General features: G+C 50.0%; 13 protein-coding genes. 11 read left to right on the top strand and 2 right to left on the bottom strand.

Annotation, left to right across the window (positions count from 1 at the left end):
- Positions 1-57 precede the first annotated feature (57 nt).
- Entirely contained in the window at positions 58-7,908 is a 7,851-nt protein-coding gene (locus tag BM415_RS14945) for an Ig-like domain-containing protein (RefSeq protein ID WP_170862500.1), read from the top strand.
- A gap of 46 nt (positions 7,909-7,954) precedes the next feature.
- Here the strand turns inward: BM415_RS14945 and BM415_RS14950 are convergent, their stop codons facing one another.
- Positions 7,955-8,884 carry a class I SAM-dependent methyltransferase gene (locus BM415_RS14950; protein WP_170862501.1) on the bottom strand — a complete coding sequence of 310 codons (930 nt, stop codon included), beginning with the start codon at positions 8,882-8,884 and terminating at the stop codon, positions 7,955-7,957.
- 360 nt (positions 8,885-9,244) lie between these two features.
- On the opposite strand from BM415_RS14950, the gene BM415_RS14955 reads away from it, so the two are divergent.
- The 6 genes from BM415_RS14955 (at position 9,245) to BM415_RS14975 (ending at position 14,625) form a co-directional block, all read left to right on the top strand.
- On the top strand, positions 9,245-11,053 hold the full coding sequence (locus BM415_RS14955; protein ID WP_211753670.1) for a rhamnogalacturonan lyase: 1,809 nt from the start codon (positions 9,245-9,247) through the stop codon (positions 11,051-11,053).
- 199 nt (positions 11,054-11,252) lie between these two features.
- Positions 11,253-11,396: a hypothetical protein gene (locus BM415_RS25130; RefSeq protein ID WP_170862503.1), complete on the top strand. Its 144-nt coding sequence runs from the start codon at positions 11,253-11,255 to the stop codon at positions 11,394-11,396.
- A 15-nt stretch (positions 11,397-11,411) separates the two neighbouring features.
- A complete protein-coding gene (locus BM415_RS14960) occupies positions 11,412-12,455 on the top strand; it encodes a sulfate ABC transporter substrate-binding protein (RefSeq protein WP_091159450.1) in 1,044 nt (347 codons plus the stop codon).
- A 101-nt stretch (positions 12,456-12,556) separates the two neighbouring features.
- Positions 12,557-13,393 (top strand): sulfate ABC transporter permease subunit CysT, encoded by an 837-nt coding sequence (cysT, locus tag BM415_RS14965; protein ID WP_091159452.1) that lies wholly within the window; start codon positions 12,557-12,559, stop codon positions 13,391-13,393.
- 12 nt (positions 13,394-13,405) lie between these two features.
- Positions 13,406-14,269, top strand: coding sequence for a sulfate ABC transporter permease subunit CysW (gene cysW, locus BM415_RS14970; RefSeq protein WP_091159453.1), 864 nt, complete (start codon positions 13,406-13,408; stop codon positions 14,267-14,269).
- A 101-nt stretch (positions 14,270-14,370) separates the two neighbouring features.
- Positions 14,371-14,625: a YezD family protein gene (locus BM415_RS14975; protein WP_091159455.1), complete on the top strand. Its 255-nt coding sequence runs from the start codon at positions 14,371-14,373 to the stop codon at positions 14,623-14,625.
- Positions 14,626-14,710: 85 nt separating this feature from the next.
- On the opposite strand, the gene BM415_RS14980 is transcribed toward BM415_RS14975, so the two are convergent.
- Positions 14,711-15,523: a hypothetical protein gene (locus BM415_RS14980; protein ID WP_139236998.1), complete on the bottom strand. Its 813-nt coding sequence runs from the start codon at positions 15,521-15,523 to the stop codon at positions 14,711-14,713.
- 322 nt (positions 15,524-15,845) lie between these two features.
- Between BM415_RS14980 and BM415_RS14985 the strand changes: the two genes are divergently transcribed.
- The 4 genes from BM415_RS14985 (at position 15,846) to BM415_RS15000 (ending at position 20,424) form a co-directional block, all read left to right on the top strand.
- Entirely contained in the window at positions 15,846-16,247 is a 402-nt protein-coding gene (locus BM415_RS14985; protein ID WP_091159459.1) for a GNAT family N-acetyltransferase, read from the top strand.
- A 316-nt stretch (positions 16,248-16,563) separates the two neighbouring features.
- Entirely contained in the window at positions 16,564-17,796 is a 1,233-nt protein-coding gene (locus BM415_RS14990) for a threonine synthase (protein ID WP_091159460.1), read from the top strand.
- A 248-nt stretch (positions 17,797-18,044) separates the two neighbouring features.
- Positions 18,045-18,677 carry an NAD(P)-dependent oxidoreductase gene (locus BM415_RS14995; RefSeq protein WP_091159462.1) on the top strand — a complete coding sequence of 211 codons (633 nt, stop codon included), beginning with the start codon at positions 18,045-18,047 and terminating at the stop codon, positions 18,675-18,677.
- Positions 18,678-18,750: 73 nt separating this feature from the next.
- Complete coding sequence (locus BM415_RS15000) at positions 18,751-20,424, top strand: NAD(P)H-hydrate dehydratase (protein ID WP_091159464.1); 1,674 nt, start codon at positions 18,751-18,753, stop codon at positions 20,422-20,424.
- Positions 20,425-20,543 lie beyond the last annotated feature (119 nt).

Genomic DNA, 20,543 nt, shown 5'->3' on the forward strand with positions numbered 1-20,543 from the left:
GGCCGTGAACAATATATTGTATGGGATTTTATGCTTTTGGGAGGTGAAACGAGCAGAATGCCTTTTATATTAAGATTTAATACAACAATGAATGGCGGTATGACTTTTACAGGAAATACACTTGGGCTCAACAAGGTAACCAATCAGAATAATCAGGGAAATACAGGTTCCATCGGTGCTTTCAGCACTTTGAATACATCGGTTCGGGTCGGCAACTTCCCGCTTGGGACAACATTGGATTATACACAAAATGCTTCAACCGCTATTTTGGATTTGCCGAGTGGATCGACGGTGCAGTATGCCGAATTGATCTGGGCAGCCAGCTATAATACGGGGGGGAATAACGTCATTGGGCAGATCGGCAATCCTGTGTTATTCACTACGCCGGCAGGAACCTTCTCGGTTGATCCTGATCCGGCAACAGCACGGAATACTGCGCCTACAGCGAATGATTATGTCAATTCGGCCAATGTAACGGCTCTTGTACAGCAAGGGGGAGCCGGTACCTATATAACAGGAGCCGTGCCCGGAACGGTAACAGCATCTAACAACAATGATAACTTCGCCGGATGGACACTTGCCGTCGTGTATGAGAATCCATTCCTCCCGTCAAGGAATATGAGCGTATTTGTTGGTGCAGAGGTTGTGAATCAGGCCCTCGGTACGGCAACAGCCACGATTACCGGATTCGCTACACCGGTTACCGGAGTCGTGAGCGGAAGACTGATGGTCAGCGCAGGAGAGGGTGATCCTCAGCTACTAGGAGATCAGCTGAGGTTTGGACCCACAGCTGCGACGCTTGTAGCGATTTCAGGTCCGAACAATCCGGTCAGCAACTTTTTTGGTTCACAGATTAACAATAATCTGGGACTCTTGGATACAAGAGGGACGTTCGGCAGTCTGAATAGTACACCAGGTAATGCGGTCATTGGTTCAAGACAAGGCTGGGATATTACTAATGTAGATGTCTCTTCCAGGCTCGTCAATTCACAGACTTCTGCTGTCATTCAGGCTACATCCCAAGGAGACGCTTATCTTGTAAATGCGTTAGGGCTTCAAGTCGATGTGAATGCACCTTTTTTTGTGTTCAATAAGAGCTCGAATGTGAGCAGTGCACTGGTCGGAGATGTGGTTCAGTATACACTCACCGCTGCCAATACAGGTACAGCCTCTGCTAATTTAGTGCTGCTGCAGGATACATTTCCTGCTTCCGGCGTGTTCGTCCCTGGCTCCTTCTCCGTGAATGGTGTTGTACAACCTGGCGCAGACCCCACTGTCGGTGTCAATCTGGGTACTGTGGCTCCAGGGCGGACGCTGACGATTATATATTCTGTTCAGATCGTATCCAGGCCACCTGGATCTGCTCAAACGAATGTAGCAAACCTGAACTACAATTATCAAAGTCTTCCGGGTGGACCGACTTTTCAAGGGATGTCGCAATCGAACGGTAACAGCATCGCGATCGGCAATCGGCCGCCGACGACACAGAGCTATTCCCTTATCACCAATGAAAATATTCCAGTCGGCGGTCAGGTTACAGGTACCGATCCGGACGGAGACGCGCTGACCTTCTCTCTAAATTCGGTACCGACAAGCGGGACAGCAATCGTCAATCCAGATGGAACATATCAGTATACGCCTAACACAGGATTCGTAGGGAACGACTCCTTTACCGTCCTGGTCAGCGATGGCTTCGGAGGGACAGCGGTTTCGACAATCGCGATAACAGTGCTTAATCAGCCGCCAATTGCCAACAACCTGGATGTGTCCACCACGAAGAATGCTCCTGCAACAGGTCAAGTTACAGCGACAGATCCGAATGTAGATGTGCTCACGTTCAGTCTTAATTCATCACCGGCAAACGGTACGGTTGTACTCAATCCAGACGGAACCTTTCAGTATAATCCGAATCCTGGCTTTGCGGGCAACGATTCGTTCACCTATCTTGTAAGCGATCCGAATGGAGGCACAGCCATCGGAATTGTAACGGTTCATGTTCTTAATCAGCCGCCCGTGGCACAGAATTTAAATCTGATAACTCCAGAGAATTTGTTCATTACGGGTCAGGTCATTGCGACCGATCCGGATGGAGATTCACTGGCGTTTACATTAAACGCATCTCCAGTAAATGGAACCGTAGTGGTGAACGCGGACGGAACGTTCCAGTATAATCCGAATCCTGGATTTATCGGGACAGATACCTTCACGGTTCTGGTCACTGATCCGAGCGGCGGCACTGCCATCTCTACCGTGACCATACAGGTAATCAATCTGCCGCCGGTGACAAGTAATCTGAGTGTGGCAACTACACTCGGCGTGCCTGCCGGAGGTCAAGTCGTTGCGACCGATCCGAATGGAGATCCGCTGACCTTCACACTGCAGACTGCCCCATCCAATGGTACAGCGGTGGTCAACCCGGATGGCACATTCACATATACGCCGAATCCTGGCTTTATTGGAGTGGATAACTTTAATGTGCTGGTAAGTGATCCGAATGGGGGGACAGCGGTATCCGTTGTCACCGTTACCGTTATTAATCAGCCGCCAATTGTTCAGAATTTATCACTGTCTACCTTGGGCAATACACCAGCTGGAGGGCAGGTGATCGCGACCGATCCAGATGGGAATCCGCTGACGTTCAGCCTGAATTCGCCACCGCTGAATGGAACGGTAGCTCTCAACCCTGATGGAACATTCACGTATACACCGAACCCTGGCTTTGCTGGAGTGGATTCCTTTACCGTTCTCGTATCTGATGGCTTCGGCGGCACGGCGATTGGTACGGTAACGGTTAGCGTGCAAAACCTGCCCCCGGTAACCAGCGATGTATCGCTATCAACGCTTCAGAACCTCCCTGCCGGAGGTCAAGTCGTTGCAACGGATCCGAATGGAGATCCGCTGACCTTTTCTTTGTTGTCTGTACCAGCTAACGGGAGCGCGGTGGTGAATCCGGATGGAACATTTACCTATACACCGAATACGGGATATGTCGGCCCTGATAGCTTTACGGTGCTTGTATCAGATGGGCTTGGCGGCACGGCAATATCCACGGTATTCATCACGGTGATAGATCAGCCGCCGATCGGGCAGACCCAGAATTTCAGCACGCTGCAAAATACACCGCTGCCGGGACAGCTGCTTGCAACCGATCCGGACGGTGATCCGCTGACCTTTACTCTTCAATCACCACCAGCGAATGGAACAGCAGTGGTGAATCCGGATGGGACATTCACATACACACCGGCAGTTGGATTTGTCGGTACAGATTCGTTCACAGCCCTAATCAGCGATGGCAAAGGCGGTACAGCTATAGGAACAGCCATCATCACCGTCATTGATCAGCCTCCGGTAGCACAGGATCTGACACTGACGACAAATGTCAATACACCGGTGGCAGGTCAAATCCCGGCGACAGATCCGGACGGAGATACACTGACCTATACCTTATCAGTACCACCAGCAAACGGCACGGTGGTACTGAATCCGGACGGCAGCTTCACGTATACCCCAAATCTGAATTTCGTGGGTACAGATACATTTTCAGTGCTCGTCAGTGATGGCAAGGGAGGTACTGCGACCTCTAATGTTACGATCGGTGTGCCTGTCGATGGGCCGGTAACCTCAGATGTTACCTTGAATACGACCACAGATGTCCCGGTTGGGGGTCAGGTCATTGCGACCGATCCACAAGGCCAGACGCTGACCTATGCCGTGCTGGTTCCGCCAGCGAATGGTACGGTGCTGCTGAATCCTGCGGATGGAACGTTTACCTATTCACCAAATGTAGGCTTTATCGGTACAGATAACTTCACGGTCCGGGTTACCAACACAAGCGGCGTATTCTCTGATTCACTGGTTACCGTCAACGTCAGCAATATCCCGCCGATTGCAGGCAACCTGACGCTGGATACGTTCCAAAATACGCCGGTTGCCGGCCAAATTCCAGCGAGCGACCCTGACGGCAATCCTTTGAACTATACCTTGTCTGTACCGCCTTCACTTGGTTCCGTATTGCTAAACCCTGCTGACGGTACGTTTACGTATACACCTAATGCAGGCGTAGTCGGATTGGATACCTTCTCCGTGCTTGTCGATGACGGACGGGGCGGAACAGCGACTTCTGTCGTTACTGTAAACATATTGGATCGTCCGCCTGTAACCCAGGATGTAAGTCTAAGTACGCCGAACAGCACGCCAGTTGCTGGCGCTGTGACCGCAACAGATCCTGATGGTGACCCGCTTACCTTCAGTCTAAATGCCGCGCCGGTTTTTGGCACGGCTGTAGTCAATCTGGACGGTACATTCACCTATACGCCAAATTCGGGCTATGTGGGACCGGACAGCTTCACAGTTCTGGTGGATGATGGCAAGGGCGGCACTGCCATTTCTACCGTGAGTATTTCAGTTACCAATGCTCCGCCTGTAGCAACAGGGACGAGTGTGACTACGCCGCAGAATACGCCAGTCAATGGTGCGGTCACTGCGGTGGACCCAGAAGGCAATCTGCTGACCTTCTCACAGCTCAGTTCACCGGTGAATGGAACGGTTGTTGTTAATACCGACGGTACATTTACTTATTTCCCGAATACCGGTTATGTAGGGCCAGACAGCTTCACCGTTCTTGTCAGTGATGGATTGGGAGGAACGGCTATTGCCTCGGTTGATGTTACCGTCACAAATAATCCACCGGTGACTTCGGATCTAAGTCTGTCCACCAATATTAACACGCCGGTATCCGGTCAAGTGACAGCTACAGATCCAGACGGGGATGCACTGACATTCAGCATCCTGTCACTTGCAGCAAATGGAATTGCGGAGGTTAATCCGGATGGAACGTTTATCTATACGCCAAACACAGGTTATAGCGGAATAGACAGCTTCACCGTACTGGTGAGCGATGGGAAGGGCGGAAATGCAGTATCGACGGTCACGATCCAAGTCGTGAATCGTCCGCCCGTTGTATCGAACACGACATACGGTACCGTGCAGCCGGCACCCGTCTCGGGTGTTGTAACGGCAAGCGATCCGGATGGAGACCCTCTTAGTTATGTAGTAGATACACCTCCAGTGAGTGGAACGGTATTGCTTAACCCGGATGGTACATTTACCTATACACCGAATCCAGCCTTCTTCGGGACAGATTTCTTCACAGTGATGGTCAATGACGGACGGGGTGGAATCACCTTCGGGGTAATCACGATCGATGTTGCGATTAATCCACCGGTTGTCCAGGATTTGAGCATAAGTACGGGAGGCAATATACCTGTATCTTCGCAGGTTACAGTTACAGATCCCAATGGATTACCTGTGACGGTGACGATTCTGTCGCCGCCTCTGAACGGTACAGTTATTGTCAATCCGGACGGAACATTCACCTATACGCCGAATACTGGATTTATTGGCACGGACAGCTTCACGGTTCAGGCTGTGAATTCAGCAGGCGGATCGGGGGTGGGTACCGTGACAGTGACTGTATTGAACTTGCCTCCGACAGCCGATGGTGCGAGCTTGGCAACGATCCAAAATACACCTGTGTCAGGAGCAGTGACAGCCAGTGATCCGGACGGTAATCCACTGACTTTCACTTTGAATTCGACGCCTTCAAGTGGAACGGTAATCTTGAATGCGGATGGTTCATTTACGTACACACCGAACACCGGCTTTGTCGGCGCAGATTCCTTCACCGTTCTGGTCAGTGACGGGCTGGGAGGTACGGCAATTGCCCTGGTGACGATTACCGTTACGAGTCGCCCGCCCATTACACAGGATCAATCTATTGAAACGGGACCAAACACAAGTGTAGATGGACAGATTATTGCTTCTGATCCGGATGGCGATCCGCTGACTTATGTGATAGGATCTTTCCCTACGAACGGCACCGTTGTACTAAACGCAGATGGCAGCTTCACGTATACGCCGAATACCGGCTTTGTCGGTACAGATTCCTTTACCGTATGGGTGCTGGATGGAACAGGAGGGTCTGCCGTATCTACCGTCAGTATTACGATACCGAACCTGCCGCCAATTGTATCTGACTTTGCAACAAGCACACTTGTAGGCACACCTGTAACATCTCAAATTCCAGCCGTAGATCCGGAGGGCAATCCACTTACTTATGCGCTCGGCACTGCACCTTTGAGCGGTACGGTTATAGTTAACCCGGATGGAACGTTTACGTATACGCCGGATGTCGCATTTATTGGAACAGATACCTTCACAGTGGTTGTAACAGATCCATTTGGGGCTTCAACAACCGGTAGGGTGACCATTACGGTGTTCTCTGCTCCACCGGTGGCACCAGATATTTTCTTGACCACACCGATTAACACGCCGGTAAGCGGAGTAGTGCTTGCATCCGATCCGCAAGCAAGCACTTTGATCTACACCCAATACGTACCTCTACCGAGCAATGGTACGGTCGTGGTCAATGCGGATGGGACCTTTACGTATACGCCAAACCCGGGCTTTACGGGTGTTGATACCTTCCCGATCATTGTGTCTGACTTGTACGGGGAGAACGCGATTTCTCGGGTGACCATCGTTGTAGGTGAAGATGTGCCAATCGCCACCCCGGTGAATGTGGGAACCGCAGCGGGGCAGCCAGTAACCGGGTTTGTACCGGCAGAGGATCCAGCTGGATTGCCGCTGACCTTTACACTCGGGAATCCGCCGACGAACGGGACGGCTGTTGTGGGCCCGGACGGTACTTTTACGTATACACCGAATCCTGGCTTTACCGGTACAGATACGTTTAGTGTGATCGTTACCAACAGTGCAGGAATATCGGCAGTTGCACCTGTTACGATCATTGTAGGCGGCAATTCGCCGGTTGCATCTCCAGTGAATGTGAGAACAACAGAGGGTCAGCCTGTCAGCGGTAGGGTCATCGCGAACGACCCGAATGGACTCGCGCTGACGTTCTCGCTGGGGATACCACCAACAAACGGCATGGTGGTCGTCAATCCGGACGGCACGTTTACGTACACGCCAAATCCGGGCTTTGTCGGAACCGATACCTTTACTGTGATCGTGACCAACAGCGCAGGACTGTTTGCAGTGGCCTTCGCTACGGTAACGGTGTTTCAGGGAAGCTCTCCTTTCACAGCGGGACCAATCACGACAGATATCGGTATTGGAACAAATCAGGGTCAGCCGGTCACCGGGCAGATCCTGGCCAGCAGTCCAGCAGGGCTTGCATTAACTTACATGATCCTGCAATCGCAAGCTAACGGATCACTGGAGCTGAATCCGGATGGAAGCTTTATTTATACACCAAATCCAGGCTTTAATGGCACGGATACTTTTTCGGTTACAGTAACAGACAGCCAGGGGCGTACAGCCGTTTCAACAGTTACAGTCGTTGTATATCCTCCGGCAAATACGGGAGGAGAGACGACCATTCGAGTTCAGCTGACGACACCTAGGGGCAGACCTGTAAGCGGGGCAGCAGATGGTGGACCTGGAGCTGTATATCAGGTGTATACTCAGCCCGAGAATGGAAATCTGAGACTTCGTTCTGACGGCACCTATACGTATACGCCAAATCCAGGCTTTATCGGCAGCGATACGTTTACAATCCGATATACCGATTCCAGAGGAGCTGTCTATCTATATGTAGTTACCGTGAATGTAGTTGCGTTATCCAACACGGTGCTCATTGATCTAAGAACAGAGGAGAATACTTCCGTATCCGGGGATCTGAACTCTTTTGGACGATTGTCTACAGCACAGCTCGTGGATGCGCCGAATAACGGACGGGTCACACTAAATGCCAATGGCACCTTCACTTATATACCGGACCTCGATTATATTGGACCTGATCAGATTACGTTCATCGTTACTCTTGCTTCGGGCGAGACCTATACGGTCATCGTCAATATCAGGGTCGTTCCGGGTGGAGAGGAATAAGATGAAACAATAAAAAAAGCACAGATGAGAAAGCCCGGGGAATCAATTACTTTTTCCCGGGCTTCTTCTTGTGCGTCCTTGGTTTGTTTTTTGTAGTCCACTCATTTGATTTACTATGTGTGGAAACGTGAGATTTATTTGCCCTGATACTCCTTCTGGCTGCACGGGGACGTTTGGTATCTGAATGAATGGGATCAGGAGAAGGCTCAGCACCGTCCGGATGAGGGTCATGGGCGGAAGCAGCAGTGCTTCCTTCAAGTGAATGATGTGAATCTGCCGCGTCTAATATAGCAGAGAGGTGCTCTGTCTCTACCCATCGATCTCCATAGCGTAGATTTCGGAATGAGGCCCTCTGTTCCTTAACGTACAGCGGCTCTTCCAACTCGCAGGATCTCCACATTTCAAGATCCTGTGATAATTCGGGTTCTTTGATGACAAGAAAATGATACATAATTTGATAAGCTACATTTAATTGGCTCTGTCGAAGCAGCACGAGCTCCAGATCATCATACGCTCCGTATTCGGGGAAATAAAAAAATTCCATACGGATCAGTCTCAAGTCAATCGGAACAGCTCCCGGGAGGGGTTCAGCGAGGGACCATGTGTGCGGCCAGGAGAAGAAATGCTCCTCATCACCAATCAGCTTGTGGTTGTCTTGTGTCCAGTAGCGGGGGGAATGCTCGTTGAATTGCTGTTTATACAGCGGATTCACCATATTGGCGGTTACATGAGCATAAGGAGCAACGATACAAATCATTGCTTTGTGCTTGCATACCCGGTAAATCTCACGCATGACGGAGTCCAAATCATGAACATACTGGAGGCTGTGTGAGGCAATAAGAAATTCAGCGCTGTTGTCACTAAACGGAAGAGGATCATTTAAATTATGGACCAGATCGACCCCATCATAAGGAATGATGTCGATACCGATGCATCCGGGAAATTTCTGCTGTCCACAGCCTAGATCGATTCTCAAGAAAAATCCCCTCTTTTCTAACAGCCCTGCACAGGTCACAGGTCTTTGTTGGCTCTTCTTTTAGTTGTATTCCGGGCAAGGCAATCTCGTATAAGCATTCATCCCCTAATAGCTAAACTTGTGTCCTTCAATGGCCAAATAAATTTGTCTGCCAGAAAAGAAGTCGGATTTTTAAATATGATTTATGCTGAAGGACCTATTTATGGAAATCATTGTATAAAATATAATTCTACTCACAATATAAAGCGCTTACAATCAAATGCATTCGAAGCGAATAGTTATCTAATTAGAGGAGGCTATGTCATGTTAACCAACAAACGAAGCTGGCGGACCACGGGGCTGGCTATGCTCAGCGCAGCGATGATAGGTTGTTGCTTTGGCGTTTCGCCAGATAAGGCTGAAGCGGCGAATCCCAGACAAATGGAGTACCTGGATCGCGGCGTTGTTGCTGTAAAAACAGGCACAGGTGTATTCGTAAGCTGGCGGCTGCTCGGAACCGAAGGCTCTAGCATCGGATTCAATGTGTATCGTGATGGGACGAAGGTGAATTCATCGCCAATTACGAATAGTACGAATCTGCAGGACAATGCCGGTACAGCGAGTTCTAAATATACGGTAAGAGCCGTCGTGAATGGTACGGAGCAGACCGCATCTCCGGCTGCAAGCGTATGGGGAACCAACTATCTGAATGTGCCTCTAATGAAGCCTGCTGGCGGGACAACCCCTGACGGTGTAGCGTATACGTATAGTGCCAATGACGCGAGCGCAGGCGATCTGGATGGCGACGGCAACTATGAGCTGATCGTAAAATGGGACCCGTCGAACTCCAAAGACAATTCGCAGAGCGGCTATACGGGTGAAGTATTCATTGATGCGTACAGGCTCGACGGAACAAGACTCTGGCGGATTAGTCTCGGCAAAAATATTCGTGCAGGGGCGCATTATACTCAGTTCATGGTCTATGATCTGGATGGCGATGGCAAGGCTGAAGTTGCAATGAAAACGGCCGACGGTACCAAAGACGCTGCGGGCACGGTCATCGGTGATGGAAGCAAGGATTATCGGAACAGCAGCGGATATATCCTATCAGGGCCCGAGTATCTGACCGTATTTAACGGCCAGACGGGCAGAGCGCTCACGACAGTCAATTACGAACCGCCGCGTGGAACCGTAAGCAATTGGGGAGATAATTACGGCAATCGGGTCGATCGCTTCCTTGCAGGCATCGCCTATCTCGATGGGGAGAGACCGAGTCTGGTTATGGCAAGAGGATATTATACCCGGTCTGTTCTTGTAGCCTATGATTTCAGAAATGGTCAGCTCACCAAGCGATGGACCTTTGATTCGAATACGTCCGGGAATTCGGGGTATGCCGGTCAAGGGAATCATAATTTAAGTGTTGGCGACGTGGATAACGATGGACGGGATGAAATAATATATGGCGCAATGGCGGTTGACGATAATGGCAAGGGCTTGTATACGACAGGACTTGGCCATGGCGATGCCATGCACTTGAGCGACCTGGATCCGGATCGGGCTGGGCTTGAGGTATTTCAGGTTCATGAGGTCCCTTCGAATGCGGGTATCGAATTCAGAGATGCGGATACAGGTGCCTTAATCTGGGGAGTTCCCACGACCAAGGATATAGGCAGGGGAATGGCCTCAGATATTGATCCTCGATACAAAGGCGCGGAGGTCTGGGCCAACGGAGTACTGTACACGGCGAAGGGGCAGGTTATTGTTAACAAGGTACCGTCTACGAATTTTGGAATCTGGTGGGACGGAGATCTGAGCAGAGAGCTGCTGGATAATAATCGGATCGACAAATGGAACCATGAGACATCCACAACAACGAATCTGCTGACCGCCACAGGAGCAGCGAGCAACAATGGAACGAAGGCGACTCCAAGCCTTCAGGCTGATCTGCTGGGAGACTGGCGAGAGGAAGCCGTCTGGCGGACAGATGACAGTACAGCCCTTCGGATCTATACAACGACCGCAGTTACAGATCAGCGGATCTACACCTTGATGCACGACCCAATCTATCGCCTTGGCATCGCATGGCAAAATGTGGCCTACAATCAGCCGCCGCATACCAGCTTCTACTTGGGCACGGGGATGAGCACGCCGCCTTCGCCGAATATCCGAGTGGTCGGCGGACCTCAATGAAGAACTAAATATCAGGTATCGAGGGACCGCATATTTTATGCGGTTCTTTTTTGCTTTTCCAATAAAATAGAGGGATTACAACGGGATTTGGAAAAAAGAGAGCAGGTATCTTTTCTTAGTTATAATTGTTAAAAAATGTTTGACAGCGCTGGTCTGCGTTATTAAAATGTAACATAACATACTAAACAGGTAGGAATAAATGATTTATTATGAACCTACCGTAGGGCAGCGGATGAGCAGCGGCAGCATAGAACAGCAGACACGGACGATAACCGGTTTGACCCTTCTATCGCTGACCTGTCTCCTCCGTTTTTACTATTTAAGGGATGGGCAGCTTCTATAAGAAAGGATGTCTTCTATGAAAAAAGGTGTTCGTAACCGTCTGAAAATAGGTATTGGGGTATTGCTTGCTGCTTCACTTGCTGCGTCGCTGACAGCTTGCGGAAGCGGAAATGCCGACAGCGGTTCTCTGAAGCTGCTGAACGTATCCTATGATCCTACTCGTGAGCTATATGAACAATACAATGCGGCGTTTGCTGCTTACTGGGAGAAGGAGAAGGGACAGAAGGTCACAATCAATGAGTCACACGGGGGTTCAGGGAAGCAGAGCCGGTCGGTTATCGACGGATTGAAAGCCGATGTGGTTACCCTTGCTCTAGGCTATGATATTGATGCCATTGAAGAAGCGGGACTCATTGATGCAGGCTGGCAGGATGAATACGAGCTCAACAGTTCTCCTTACACATCAACCATTGTGTTTCTCGTTAGAAAAGGGAATCCGAAGGATATTCAGGATTGGGATGATCTCATTAAGGAGGGTGTCGAGGTCATAACCCCCAATCCACAGACGTCGGGAGGAGCACGCTGGAATTATCTGGCTGCATGGGGATACGCACTGAAGCAGAATAACAATGATGAAGCTAAGGCTAAGGAATTTATCACCGAGCTGTTTAAGCACACACCAGTACTTGATACAGGAGCCCGGGGATCGACGACGACCTTCGTGGAGCGGGGAATAGGCGATGTTCTGCTCGCATGGGAGAACGAGGCTTTACTGTCGATCAAGGAACAAGGTGTAGATAAATTCGATATTGTCTACCCATCGATCAGTATTCTGGCTGAGCCACCTGTAGCCGTGGTAGATAAAAACGTCGATAGGAATGGAACACGTGAAGCAGCGGAGGCTTATCTTGAATACTTGTACAGTGAAGAAGGACAGAAGATCGCTGCTGAGAACTTTTACCGTCCGACACTTCCTTCTGTAGCTGAACAATATACAGAGAGTTTCCCAGAGCTGGAGCTATTCACATTGAACGATGTATTTGGTACATGGAAAGAAACACAAGAGAAGCATTTTAGTGAAGACGGAATATTCTCTCAGATCTATGTTCCAAGCAATTAAGCATTGGATTCACATTGCCATTTATATGGACACGGCATTGCAGCCATACAAGACTAGAGATGCCGACCGGGACGACTGGAGGCATGAAGGGATGAGTAAGCATGAGCAGGGCAGGAGCAGCTCGGATCAGAGTACTTCCGGGTTTTGGAATAAATATGGGATTTACGGTGCTGTATTTAAGTTTGGTTGTCTTAATTCCACTTGCAGCGCTGCTGTTTAATTCAACAGGGCTTACTTGGGCAAAGTTTGCGGATATGGCTACAGATCCACGAATTCTCGCTTCCTTCAGAGTCAGCTTTATGACCGCAGGCTTTGCTGCATTTGCCAACCTGTTTCTGGGGCTGCTGTTAGCCTGGGTGCTGGTCCGATACGAGTTCCCCGGCAAGAAAATATTTGATGCCATCATTGATCTGCCCTTTGCACTTCCCACGGCAGTTGCGGGAGTTGCGCTCACAGCGCTCTATGCTCCAAATGGGTGGATTGGTTCCATTTTTGAACCGCTGGGGATTCAGATTGCATTCTCGCAGCTTGGGATTACGCTTGCCCTGATGTTCATCGGCATTCCGTTTGTGGTACGCACAGTCCAGCCGGTACTGGCTGAACTGGAGAAGGATGTAGAAGAAGCGGCAGCTACGCTGGGAGCTGGACGCTGGCTTACTTTTCGGAAGGTTGTTCTGCCAGAGCTTATTCCTCCTTTGCTTACCGGATTTGCTCTTGCATTCGCGAGAGGAATCGGTGAATACGGCTCGGTTGTGTTCATTTCAGGCAATATGCCGATGAAGACGGAGATTGCTCCGCTCCTCATCATGACCCAGCTTGAGCGGTTTGATTATGCAGGGGCAACAGCCGTCGCACTGCTGCTGCTCATCGTCTCCTTTGTCCTGTTATTTCTTATTAATACATTACAGCGCTGGAGCCGGAAGACATCCCGCACATAGGAGGAATGCATTATGGCAGGAACAATACCTTTAGGAGCAAGTACGCGGACGAATGCGAGACAGTCACGGGCGACGACAGAAGCGCCTTGGGTGAAGTGGGTGCTCATAGGAGCGGCCATACTCGTTATGGGCTGGCTGCTTATTCTGCCGCTTGTTATTGTTATTGCGGAAGCGCTGAAGCAGGGGGTGGGAGTGTTTTTTGCTGCACTCTCGGATCCAGATGCATTGTCCGCGCTTAGACTTACGCTGCTGGTCGCTGTGATTACGGTACCGCTGAATACAGTTTTCGGGATCGCGGCCGCCTGGGTTATTACGAAATTCCAATTTCGCGGGAAGGGTCTGCTCATTACCTTAATCGATCTGCCCTTCTCCATTTCACCTGTTGTGGCCGGTCTGATGCTTGTCCTCGTATTCGGATCCCACGGCTGGCTGGGACCTTTATTAGAATCATGGAATGTGAGCATTATTTTTGCCGTTCCAGGTATTGTACTCGCGACCTTGTTTATCACGTTCCCTTTTGTAGCACGTGAGCTTATCCCGCTGATGGAGGATCAAGGAACACAGGAGGAAGAAGCGGCTGTGATGCTTGGGGCCAAGGGCTGGAGAGTATTCTTCCAAGTGACGCTTCCTAACATTAAATGGGGGCTGCTGTACGGTGTCATCTTGTGTAATGCCAGAGCGATGGGGGAATTCGGAGCGGTGTCCGTCGTATCAGGTCATATTCGCGGACTGACGAATACACTGCCGCTCCATGTAGAGATTTTGTATAACGAGTATCAGTTTGCTGCTTCATTTGCTGTTGCATCCTTACTGCTCGTGCTTGCCCTGATTACGCTTCTATTAAAGAGCTGGTTCACAAGAAAGGGTACGCATTAGAGCTTTCTGAAGTCAGGGTGTGTTCCTGCAAATTCGAGCTATAGGTTTGAATAAATAAGCAGGGTACGCTAATAGGCCCGATTTAATAGGAGGCGTTAATAATGACTAAACCGCTTAAAGTCGATGAAGTGTGGATGGATCGTATCGCCAGTTTGTTGAATGAAATGGAATTTGGTTCACTGTCCATCATTGTCCATGAAGGACAGATTGTACAGATGGAACGGACCGAGCGCAAACGTTATGAGAACACATCTTCAAATACCTCTAAATCGGGCAAATCTCGCAGTGCAGCGGCAGGAGTCGCTGATTCCCTATCAAGTGGTCCGCGCGCATTGCGCAAATCGGGGTCTTCATAAACATTCATAGCTTGTACGTTGAAATGAAAATAAGCAGCCCCTTTGTCTTCTATAGAAGCGTGAGGAACTGCTTATTTATGTTGTACTAACGATAGAGCTGTGAATCTTGATTATCCACGGCTGCGAATTGCCCAGCATAAGGCCGTTCTTTGCGGGAAGGTGGTTTGCTCCATTTGAATCCGAGCAGGAACAAGATCAGCTGTCCTGCAAGAACGTAAGGTGCAGCAGCAAGCCCGATCAGATGGAACAATGCTGCCAAAATAATGGCCGAGGACAGAAGGTTGGTGATCACACTTGCGGCTGTATGCGGCTTCATCAAGATGAGGATGTATACGTATGCGATCGATATCATTCCGGATACAAGTCTTGCGCTCAGCAATACCCATTCCCACACCGAGCTGCCCTCGGTGATATCTCTTGCTCCTGTCATGAATTGATACAACAATACAGCGATACCTACCGCTGCAAGGGGAGCGAACAGAGGCTGGATAATCTGCCACAATGCTTGTCCCCATCTTGGGGAGTGCACGGAAGAGAACAATCGGTCTCGTTCGGCAGCCAGCCGGGTCATTTCCCTTTCAAGAGAACGTGAGAGTAATCGGAGTCCAGCTTCGTCTCCTTCTGCAAGGCAGGCCTGTATCTGTTCTCTCAGATGCGGCGTGAGGCAGGGCGCGGACTTGCTCTCTTGAAGCGCGAGGATAAGTGCCCCGTGCAGAGGCTCCCCGGGAAGACCGTCATTCTTCAGACCAAGGGTTAAATGTCCCGCAAGCTTGGAGTAGGTATAGAGCGTATCCTGAAGATCATCCATTCGTCGGTACTTGCCCTGTCGCAAGCTGGATGCATGATATATGTAGAGCCACAGCAGCAGCACGATCATGAAGGCGGCAATAGCAATCACCTGTGGGGACAGCGAGATGCCGTCAATTTGTACAATATAATTCAGGCTTCTCCCTCCTTTACACTAAAGCGGCGATACCTTCTCTCACTATTGCATACGAACCGGGGGTTTTCAAGTCGAAAAGGGGGCGAAGAGAAAATTAAAGCGGAGAAGTATGAAGGAATGGAACATGTGTTTTCTTTATTGCTATAAATATCGTAAACTAGTTCCATGGATAGAGATCGAGTTAAGCAGCCATCTGAAATAATTAAGTCCCAATTGGGCAAATCTAGAAAGGAAGTATACTTCCAATTAATTTCATCATACGGGGTGGACTATAAACATGGAAATTACATATCAAATTCCTTCGCCACAAGACTATTTAGACCTTCGAAAAGCTGCGGGTCTGTCCTTGATGAGTCTTGACGGAGCTCAGAAGGGGCTGCCGAATACGCTGTTCGCAGTGAGTTTAATAGAAGAGGGCGAGCTTATCGGCATGGGCAGAGTTGTTGGCGACGGAGGATTACAGTTTTTTATAACGGATATTGCTGTCAATCCCGAGTATCAGGGCAATGGATATGGCAAGACCATTATGCAAGAGATCCGCAAGTATCTGGATGAGCATGTCCCTGAGAAGGGCCTGGTGTCACTGCTGGCCGATATCCCGGCTGACCGATTATATGAGCAGTTTGGCTTTAGGCATTCGGCACCGGAATCCCAAGGCATGCATTGGAAACAAAAATAGAAATTATTGGAGATAAATTGTTGGTCGAATTGACAAATAAGTTCCACTATGAAAAGATGAGAGATATATATTTTAACCGCGAAGGATTGCAAGTGGCCCCTGGTATTCTGAGATGGTTCAGAAGCAATAGGTGGCCATTTTTTCGGTCATCGGAACAATTTCAGATGGAAAGCCTCAATTGGAGTAGAGCAATAAACAGGCTGCATTAAGATATCGCTGGGTCCTCCTCTGAAACAGAAGGGTGAACACTTATTTACTGTTATAGTACCATTCACATCACTTAGGTCGTTAATAAAGTGAGGAGATGTATGCTTATATGGGACAGTACAGCTATTTGAGTCATTTGGAATGTCCAAAGTGCGGACTGATTTATCATACAACAGGCGTTCAACAGTTGTGCACTTGCGGATCTCCGTTAAATGCCCGATACGATCTGGATAGTCTTAAGAAAGAATGGAACCCTGAATCTTTAAAAGGCAGGGAAATGAACCTGTGGAGATACCATGAGCTGCTCCCTGTAAGGGAACCGGAGCATGTAATCACATTGGGTGAAGGGATGACACCGCTGCTTCGTATGCCAGGTCTGGGGATCGATATGGCGATCCCTCAGCTGTATATGAAGGATGAAGGCTTGACGCCGAGCGGATCTTTTAAGTCACGCGGTGCGGCCGTTGGTGTTTCCAAGGCCAAAGAACTTGGCGTTTCCAAATTTGCGATGCCGACTAACGGAAATGCAGGCGCGGCCTGGTCCTTATATGCTGCTCGCGCGGGTATTCAGGCAACCATAGTAATGCCTGTGGACGCTCCGCTGATTACACGCAATGAATGTATTGCGGCAGGTGCTGATTTGTACCTTGTAAATGGCTTAATCAGTGATGCGGGCAAGATTGTTACGGATAAGGTGAGATCAGAGGGAATTTACGATGCATCCACTCTCAAGGAGCCTTATCGAATTGAGGGCAAGAAGACGATGGGACTGGAGATTGCCGAACAGCTGGGTTGGCAGTTACCCGACGTTATTCTGTATCCGACAGGCGGCGGTGTGGGCTTGATCGGGATCTATAAAGGTCTGCTGGAGCTTCAGGAGCTGGGCTTTATAACCGGTCGTCTGCCGAAGCTGGTCGCTGTACAGGCGGCAGGCTGCGCTCCAATCGTTAAAGCATGGGAGCAGAATGCGACCGAATCGGAATTCTGGTCTGACTCGGAGACGATTGCCTTCGGCATTAATGTGCCCAAAGCGATCGGAGATTTCCTTGTACTGGACGCCATATATGAGACTGACGGAGCTGCCATTGCTGTAACGGAAGCGGAAATCCTGGCCGAACAGCGACTGGCAGCCCGGCTGGAAGGATCATTCATTTGTCCGGAAGGCGCAGCTGCTTTTGCTGCAGCACGCATACTTCGGGCGAACGGATGGATTCAAGATAATGAGAAGGTGATTGTACTCAATACGGGCTCGGGTATTAAGTATCCGGAAACGATATCCGGCGAAGTTCCACTGCTGAATCCGGGAGATACGATTCCCAATGCGCTGCGTAATAGCACTTAAGGATAATATAAATCGTAGATAGCCATCTCGCTCCAGCTGGGCAGGATGGCTTTTCTTGTGAATATGGAATAGTGTATGGTGAGTAGGGGGGCGTCTCTAACATGCCTGGAGTATCTTTTTTGAATGAGAGATGCATAACTAAGCGATGAAGCATGAGATGTAAACAATTGACGTTTTAAGAGGGAGCGTACCTGATTAATATAGAGTAGGCACACGCTAGTATAGTACAGAAACGGGGACTGAATGATATGAATATAGCTTTATTTGGTGCAACAGGAACCATTGGACAAGCGATCTTGGAAGAAGCATTGGGAAGAAAAATGACGGTAACTGCGATTGTGCGGAATCGATTTAAATTTAATGAGAAGCGCGAGGGGCTCACCATTGTAGAGGGTGACATTCTGAGACCTGAATCTGTTGCTGGAGCAGTGAAGGGACATGATGTGGTAATTAGTGCGTACGGTCCTGAATTCGGTAAGGAAGAGGAACTGGTCGAGGCAGCCCGGTCGCTCGTTGAGGGCATTCGAAACAGTGGAGTCCAGCGCTTCCTTGTCGTTGGCGGAGCAGGCAGTCTTCTGACAGATAGCGGAGTGCCGCTGATGGAGACTCCGGAATTTCCGGAAGAAGTTAGACCCCTGGCGCTCGCACATCGGGATGCATTTCATATTTACGAGGAGTCCGATCTGGACTGGACTTATTTGAGTCCGGCAGCAACCATTGAACCCGGTCGCCGTACAGGCAATTTTCGAATTGGCACAGATCGTCTTATTCTGGATGAAGCCGGGCAAAGCCGTATATCTGTCGAAGATTATGCAGCGGCTATGGTGGATGAAGCGGATGATCCGTATTTCAGCGGATCCCGATTTACTGTGGCTTATTAGAAGAGGGTTTATGGTTTATTTTTTGCGAGCGAGGTATATATCCCTCGCTCTTTTTGATAGGAGGGGCTGGAAGATGTATGTTGTAACCGCGAAGCAGATGCGTGAGCTCGATAACATCGTAATCGAGAAGATCGGGGTTCCTTCGGCGAGTCTGATGGAGAATGCAGGCAAGGTGCTCGCTGAAGAAGTGGTGAAGCTGTGTCATGAAGAGCAGAATTGCCGGATAGAACTGAGAACGCCGCGAAACCCATTACAGGAAGATGAGGATAACAATCGCCGGGCATTTGAAGACTGGCTTGGTGTGAGAGGTACGCTTCGTGCCGAGGAGACGTTACGTATCAATGACCGAAGCCAGGAGCACTGGTACATACTCATTGGAAAAGGAAATAACGGCGGCGATGGACTCGTGTGCGCCCGGCATTTGCAGGAGGCTGGCATGCAAGTAACGATTGTTTATGCTGTTCCGCCTTCAGTGCTTGAACAGGATGCTGCACTTCAAAGGGACGCGGCAGCAGCTTATGGGATCCCAGCGATTGTATATAAAGAGAATGAGCAGCTGTCATTTCAAGGCGTTACCGGCATCGTGGATGCGCTGCTGGGTACGGGAAGCAATGGGGCGCCGCGCAAAGCTTATGCAGCCTTGATCCGTGAGGCCAATGAGAGCGGACTCCCTATTGTCTCTGCTGATATTCCAAGCGGGTTAAATACGGATACAGGAGAACTCTTCGAGCCTCATATCCGGGCGAAGGTGACCGTGTGCTTCGCCTTGTTGAAACGAGGGCTGACCCAATATCCCGGGGCAGAGGCAGCAGGCCGCATCGTTGTGAGATCCATTGGGATTCCGCCTAAGCTCGCAGCGGATCGGGGCATCTCTGTTCGAGTCCTTACAGAAGAGGTATTGGAGGGGACGCTTGGCATGGATCTGGCGCTCCGAAGATCAGGCGAAGGGCATAAGGGGACCTATGGACATGTGCTGCTTACCGCCGGGACGCTTGCAATGAGCGGGGCAGGGCTTCTGAGTGCGCGTGCTTCGCTCAGATCAGGCTGCGGTCTGACCACATGGGCGCTGCCTTATGAGCTGATGCCGCATGTCATCGGCAAGGTGCCTGAGCTGATGCTCGCAGAGGCGGTGAGAGGGAATGACGGATCGTGGACGAAGGAATCAGCGAAGCGAGTTATACAGCTCGCGGAGGGCAAGGATGTGCTGGCCATTGGACCGGGGCTTGGCCGCTTTGAAGGAGATACACAGTGGCTTCGCCGGATTGTTGAAGCATGCGATTTGCCCATTGTAATTGATGCCGATGCGCTTAATATGGCTGCAGCAGGAGGCGAAGATTTCTTCCTGGGGATGTCCCGAACTGCACCGCTCATTATGACGCCTCATCCAGGAGAAATGGCCCGTTTGATCGGTATATCCACTAAAGAGGTCCAGCGAGATCGAATCGCTCATGCGGCAGAATATGCAGAGAAAACAGGCGTTACCCTTGTGCTCAAGGGCTCGCGTACGGTCATCGCTGCACCTTCAGGCAGCATCTTTATTAATCTGACCGGACATCCTGGTATGGGAACCGGCGGGGCAGGGGACGTGCTGACCGGTATGATTGCGGGTCTATTGGCACAAGGATGGAGTGCAGAGCAGGCAGCAGCATATGGTGTGTATCTGCACGGACTCGCTGGAGAACGTGCTGCTTACAAGCGGCATAATCCTGGAGGAATTACCGCCGGAGACATTGTTGACGCATTGTAATATAGAGTATCAACAGGAAGCCTCTGGTAAGAAGGCGGCCAGATATCCAGTCAAGTTTAAGGACACAGGACACGCAGAAGCGTGTCCTTTTACAGTTTACAACTCTGAAGCTGAATCTC

It is taken from the genome of Paenibacillus sp. 453mf, from assembly GCF_900116105.1.
Taxonomy (GTDB): domain Bacteria; phylum Bacillota; class Bacilli; order Paenibacillales; family Paenibacillaceae; genus Paenibacillus; species Paenibacillus provencensis.

Bases quoted from the DNA above. Each gene is read 5' to 3' on its own strand.
- BM415_RS14945 (WP_170862500.1), top strand. From the start codon at position 58: ATGCCTTTTATATTAAGATTTAATACAACAATGAATGGCGGTATGACT.
- BM415_RS14975 (WP_091159455.1), top strand. From the start codon at position 14,371: ATGACTAAACCGCTTAAAGTCGATGAAGTGTGGATGGATCGTATCGCC.
- cysW (WP_091159453.1), top strand. From the start codon at position 13,406: ATGGCAGGAACAATACCTTTAGGAGCAAGTACGCGGACGAATGCGAGA.
- BM415_RS15000 (WP_091159464.1), top strand. From the start codon at position 18,751: ATGTATGTTGTAACCGCGAAGCAGATGCGTGAGCTCGATAACATCGTA.
- BM415_RS14955 (WP_211753670.1), top strand. From the start codon at position 9,245: ATGATAGGTTGTTGCTTTGGCGTTTCGCCAGATAAGGCTGAAGCGGCG.
- BM415_RS14995 (WP_091159462.1), top strand. From the start codon at position 18,045: ATGAATATAGCTTTATTTGGTGCAACAGGAACCATTGGACAAGCGATC.
- BM415_RS14960 (WP_091159450.1), top strand. From the start codon at position 11,412: ATGAAAAAAGGTGTTCGTAACCGTCTGAAAATAGGTATTGGGGTATTG.
- cysT (WP_091159452.1), top strand. From the start codon at position 12,557: ATGAGCAGGGCAGGAGCAGCTCGGATCAGAGTACTTCCGGGTTTTGGA.
- BM415_RS14990 (WP_091159460.1), top strand. From the start codon at position 16,564: ATGGGACAGTACAGCTATTTGAGTCATTTGGAATGTCCAAAGTGCGGA.
- BM415_RS14985 (WP_091159459.1), top strand. From the start codon at position 15,846: ATGGAAATTACATATCAAATTCCTTCGCCACAAGACTATTTAGACCTT.
- BM415_RS25130 (WP_170862503.1), top strand. From the start codon at position 11,253: ATGATTTATTATGAACCTACCGTAGGGCAGCGGATGAGCAGCGGCAGC.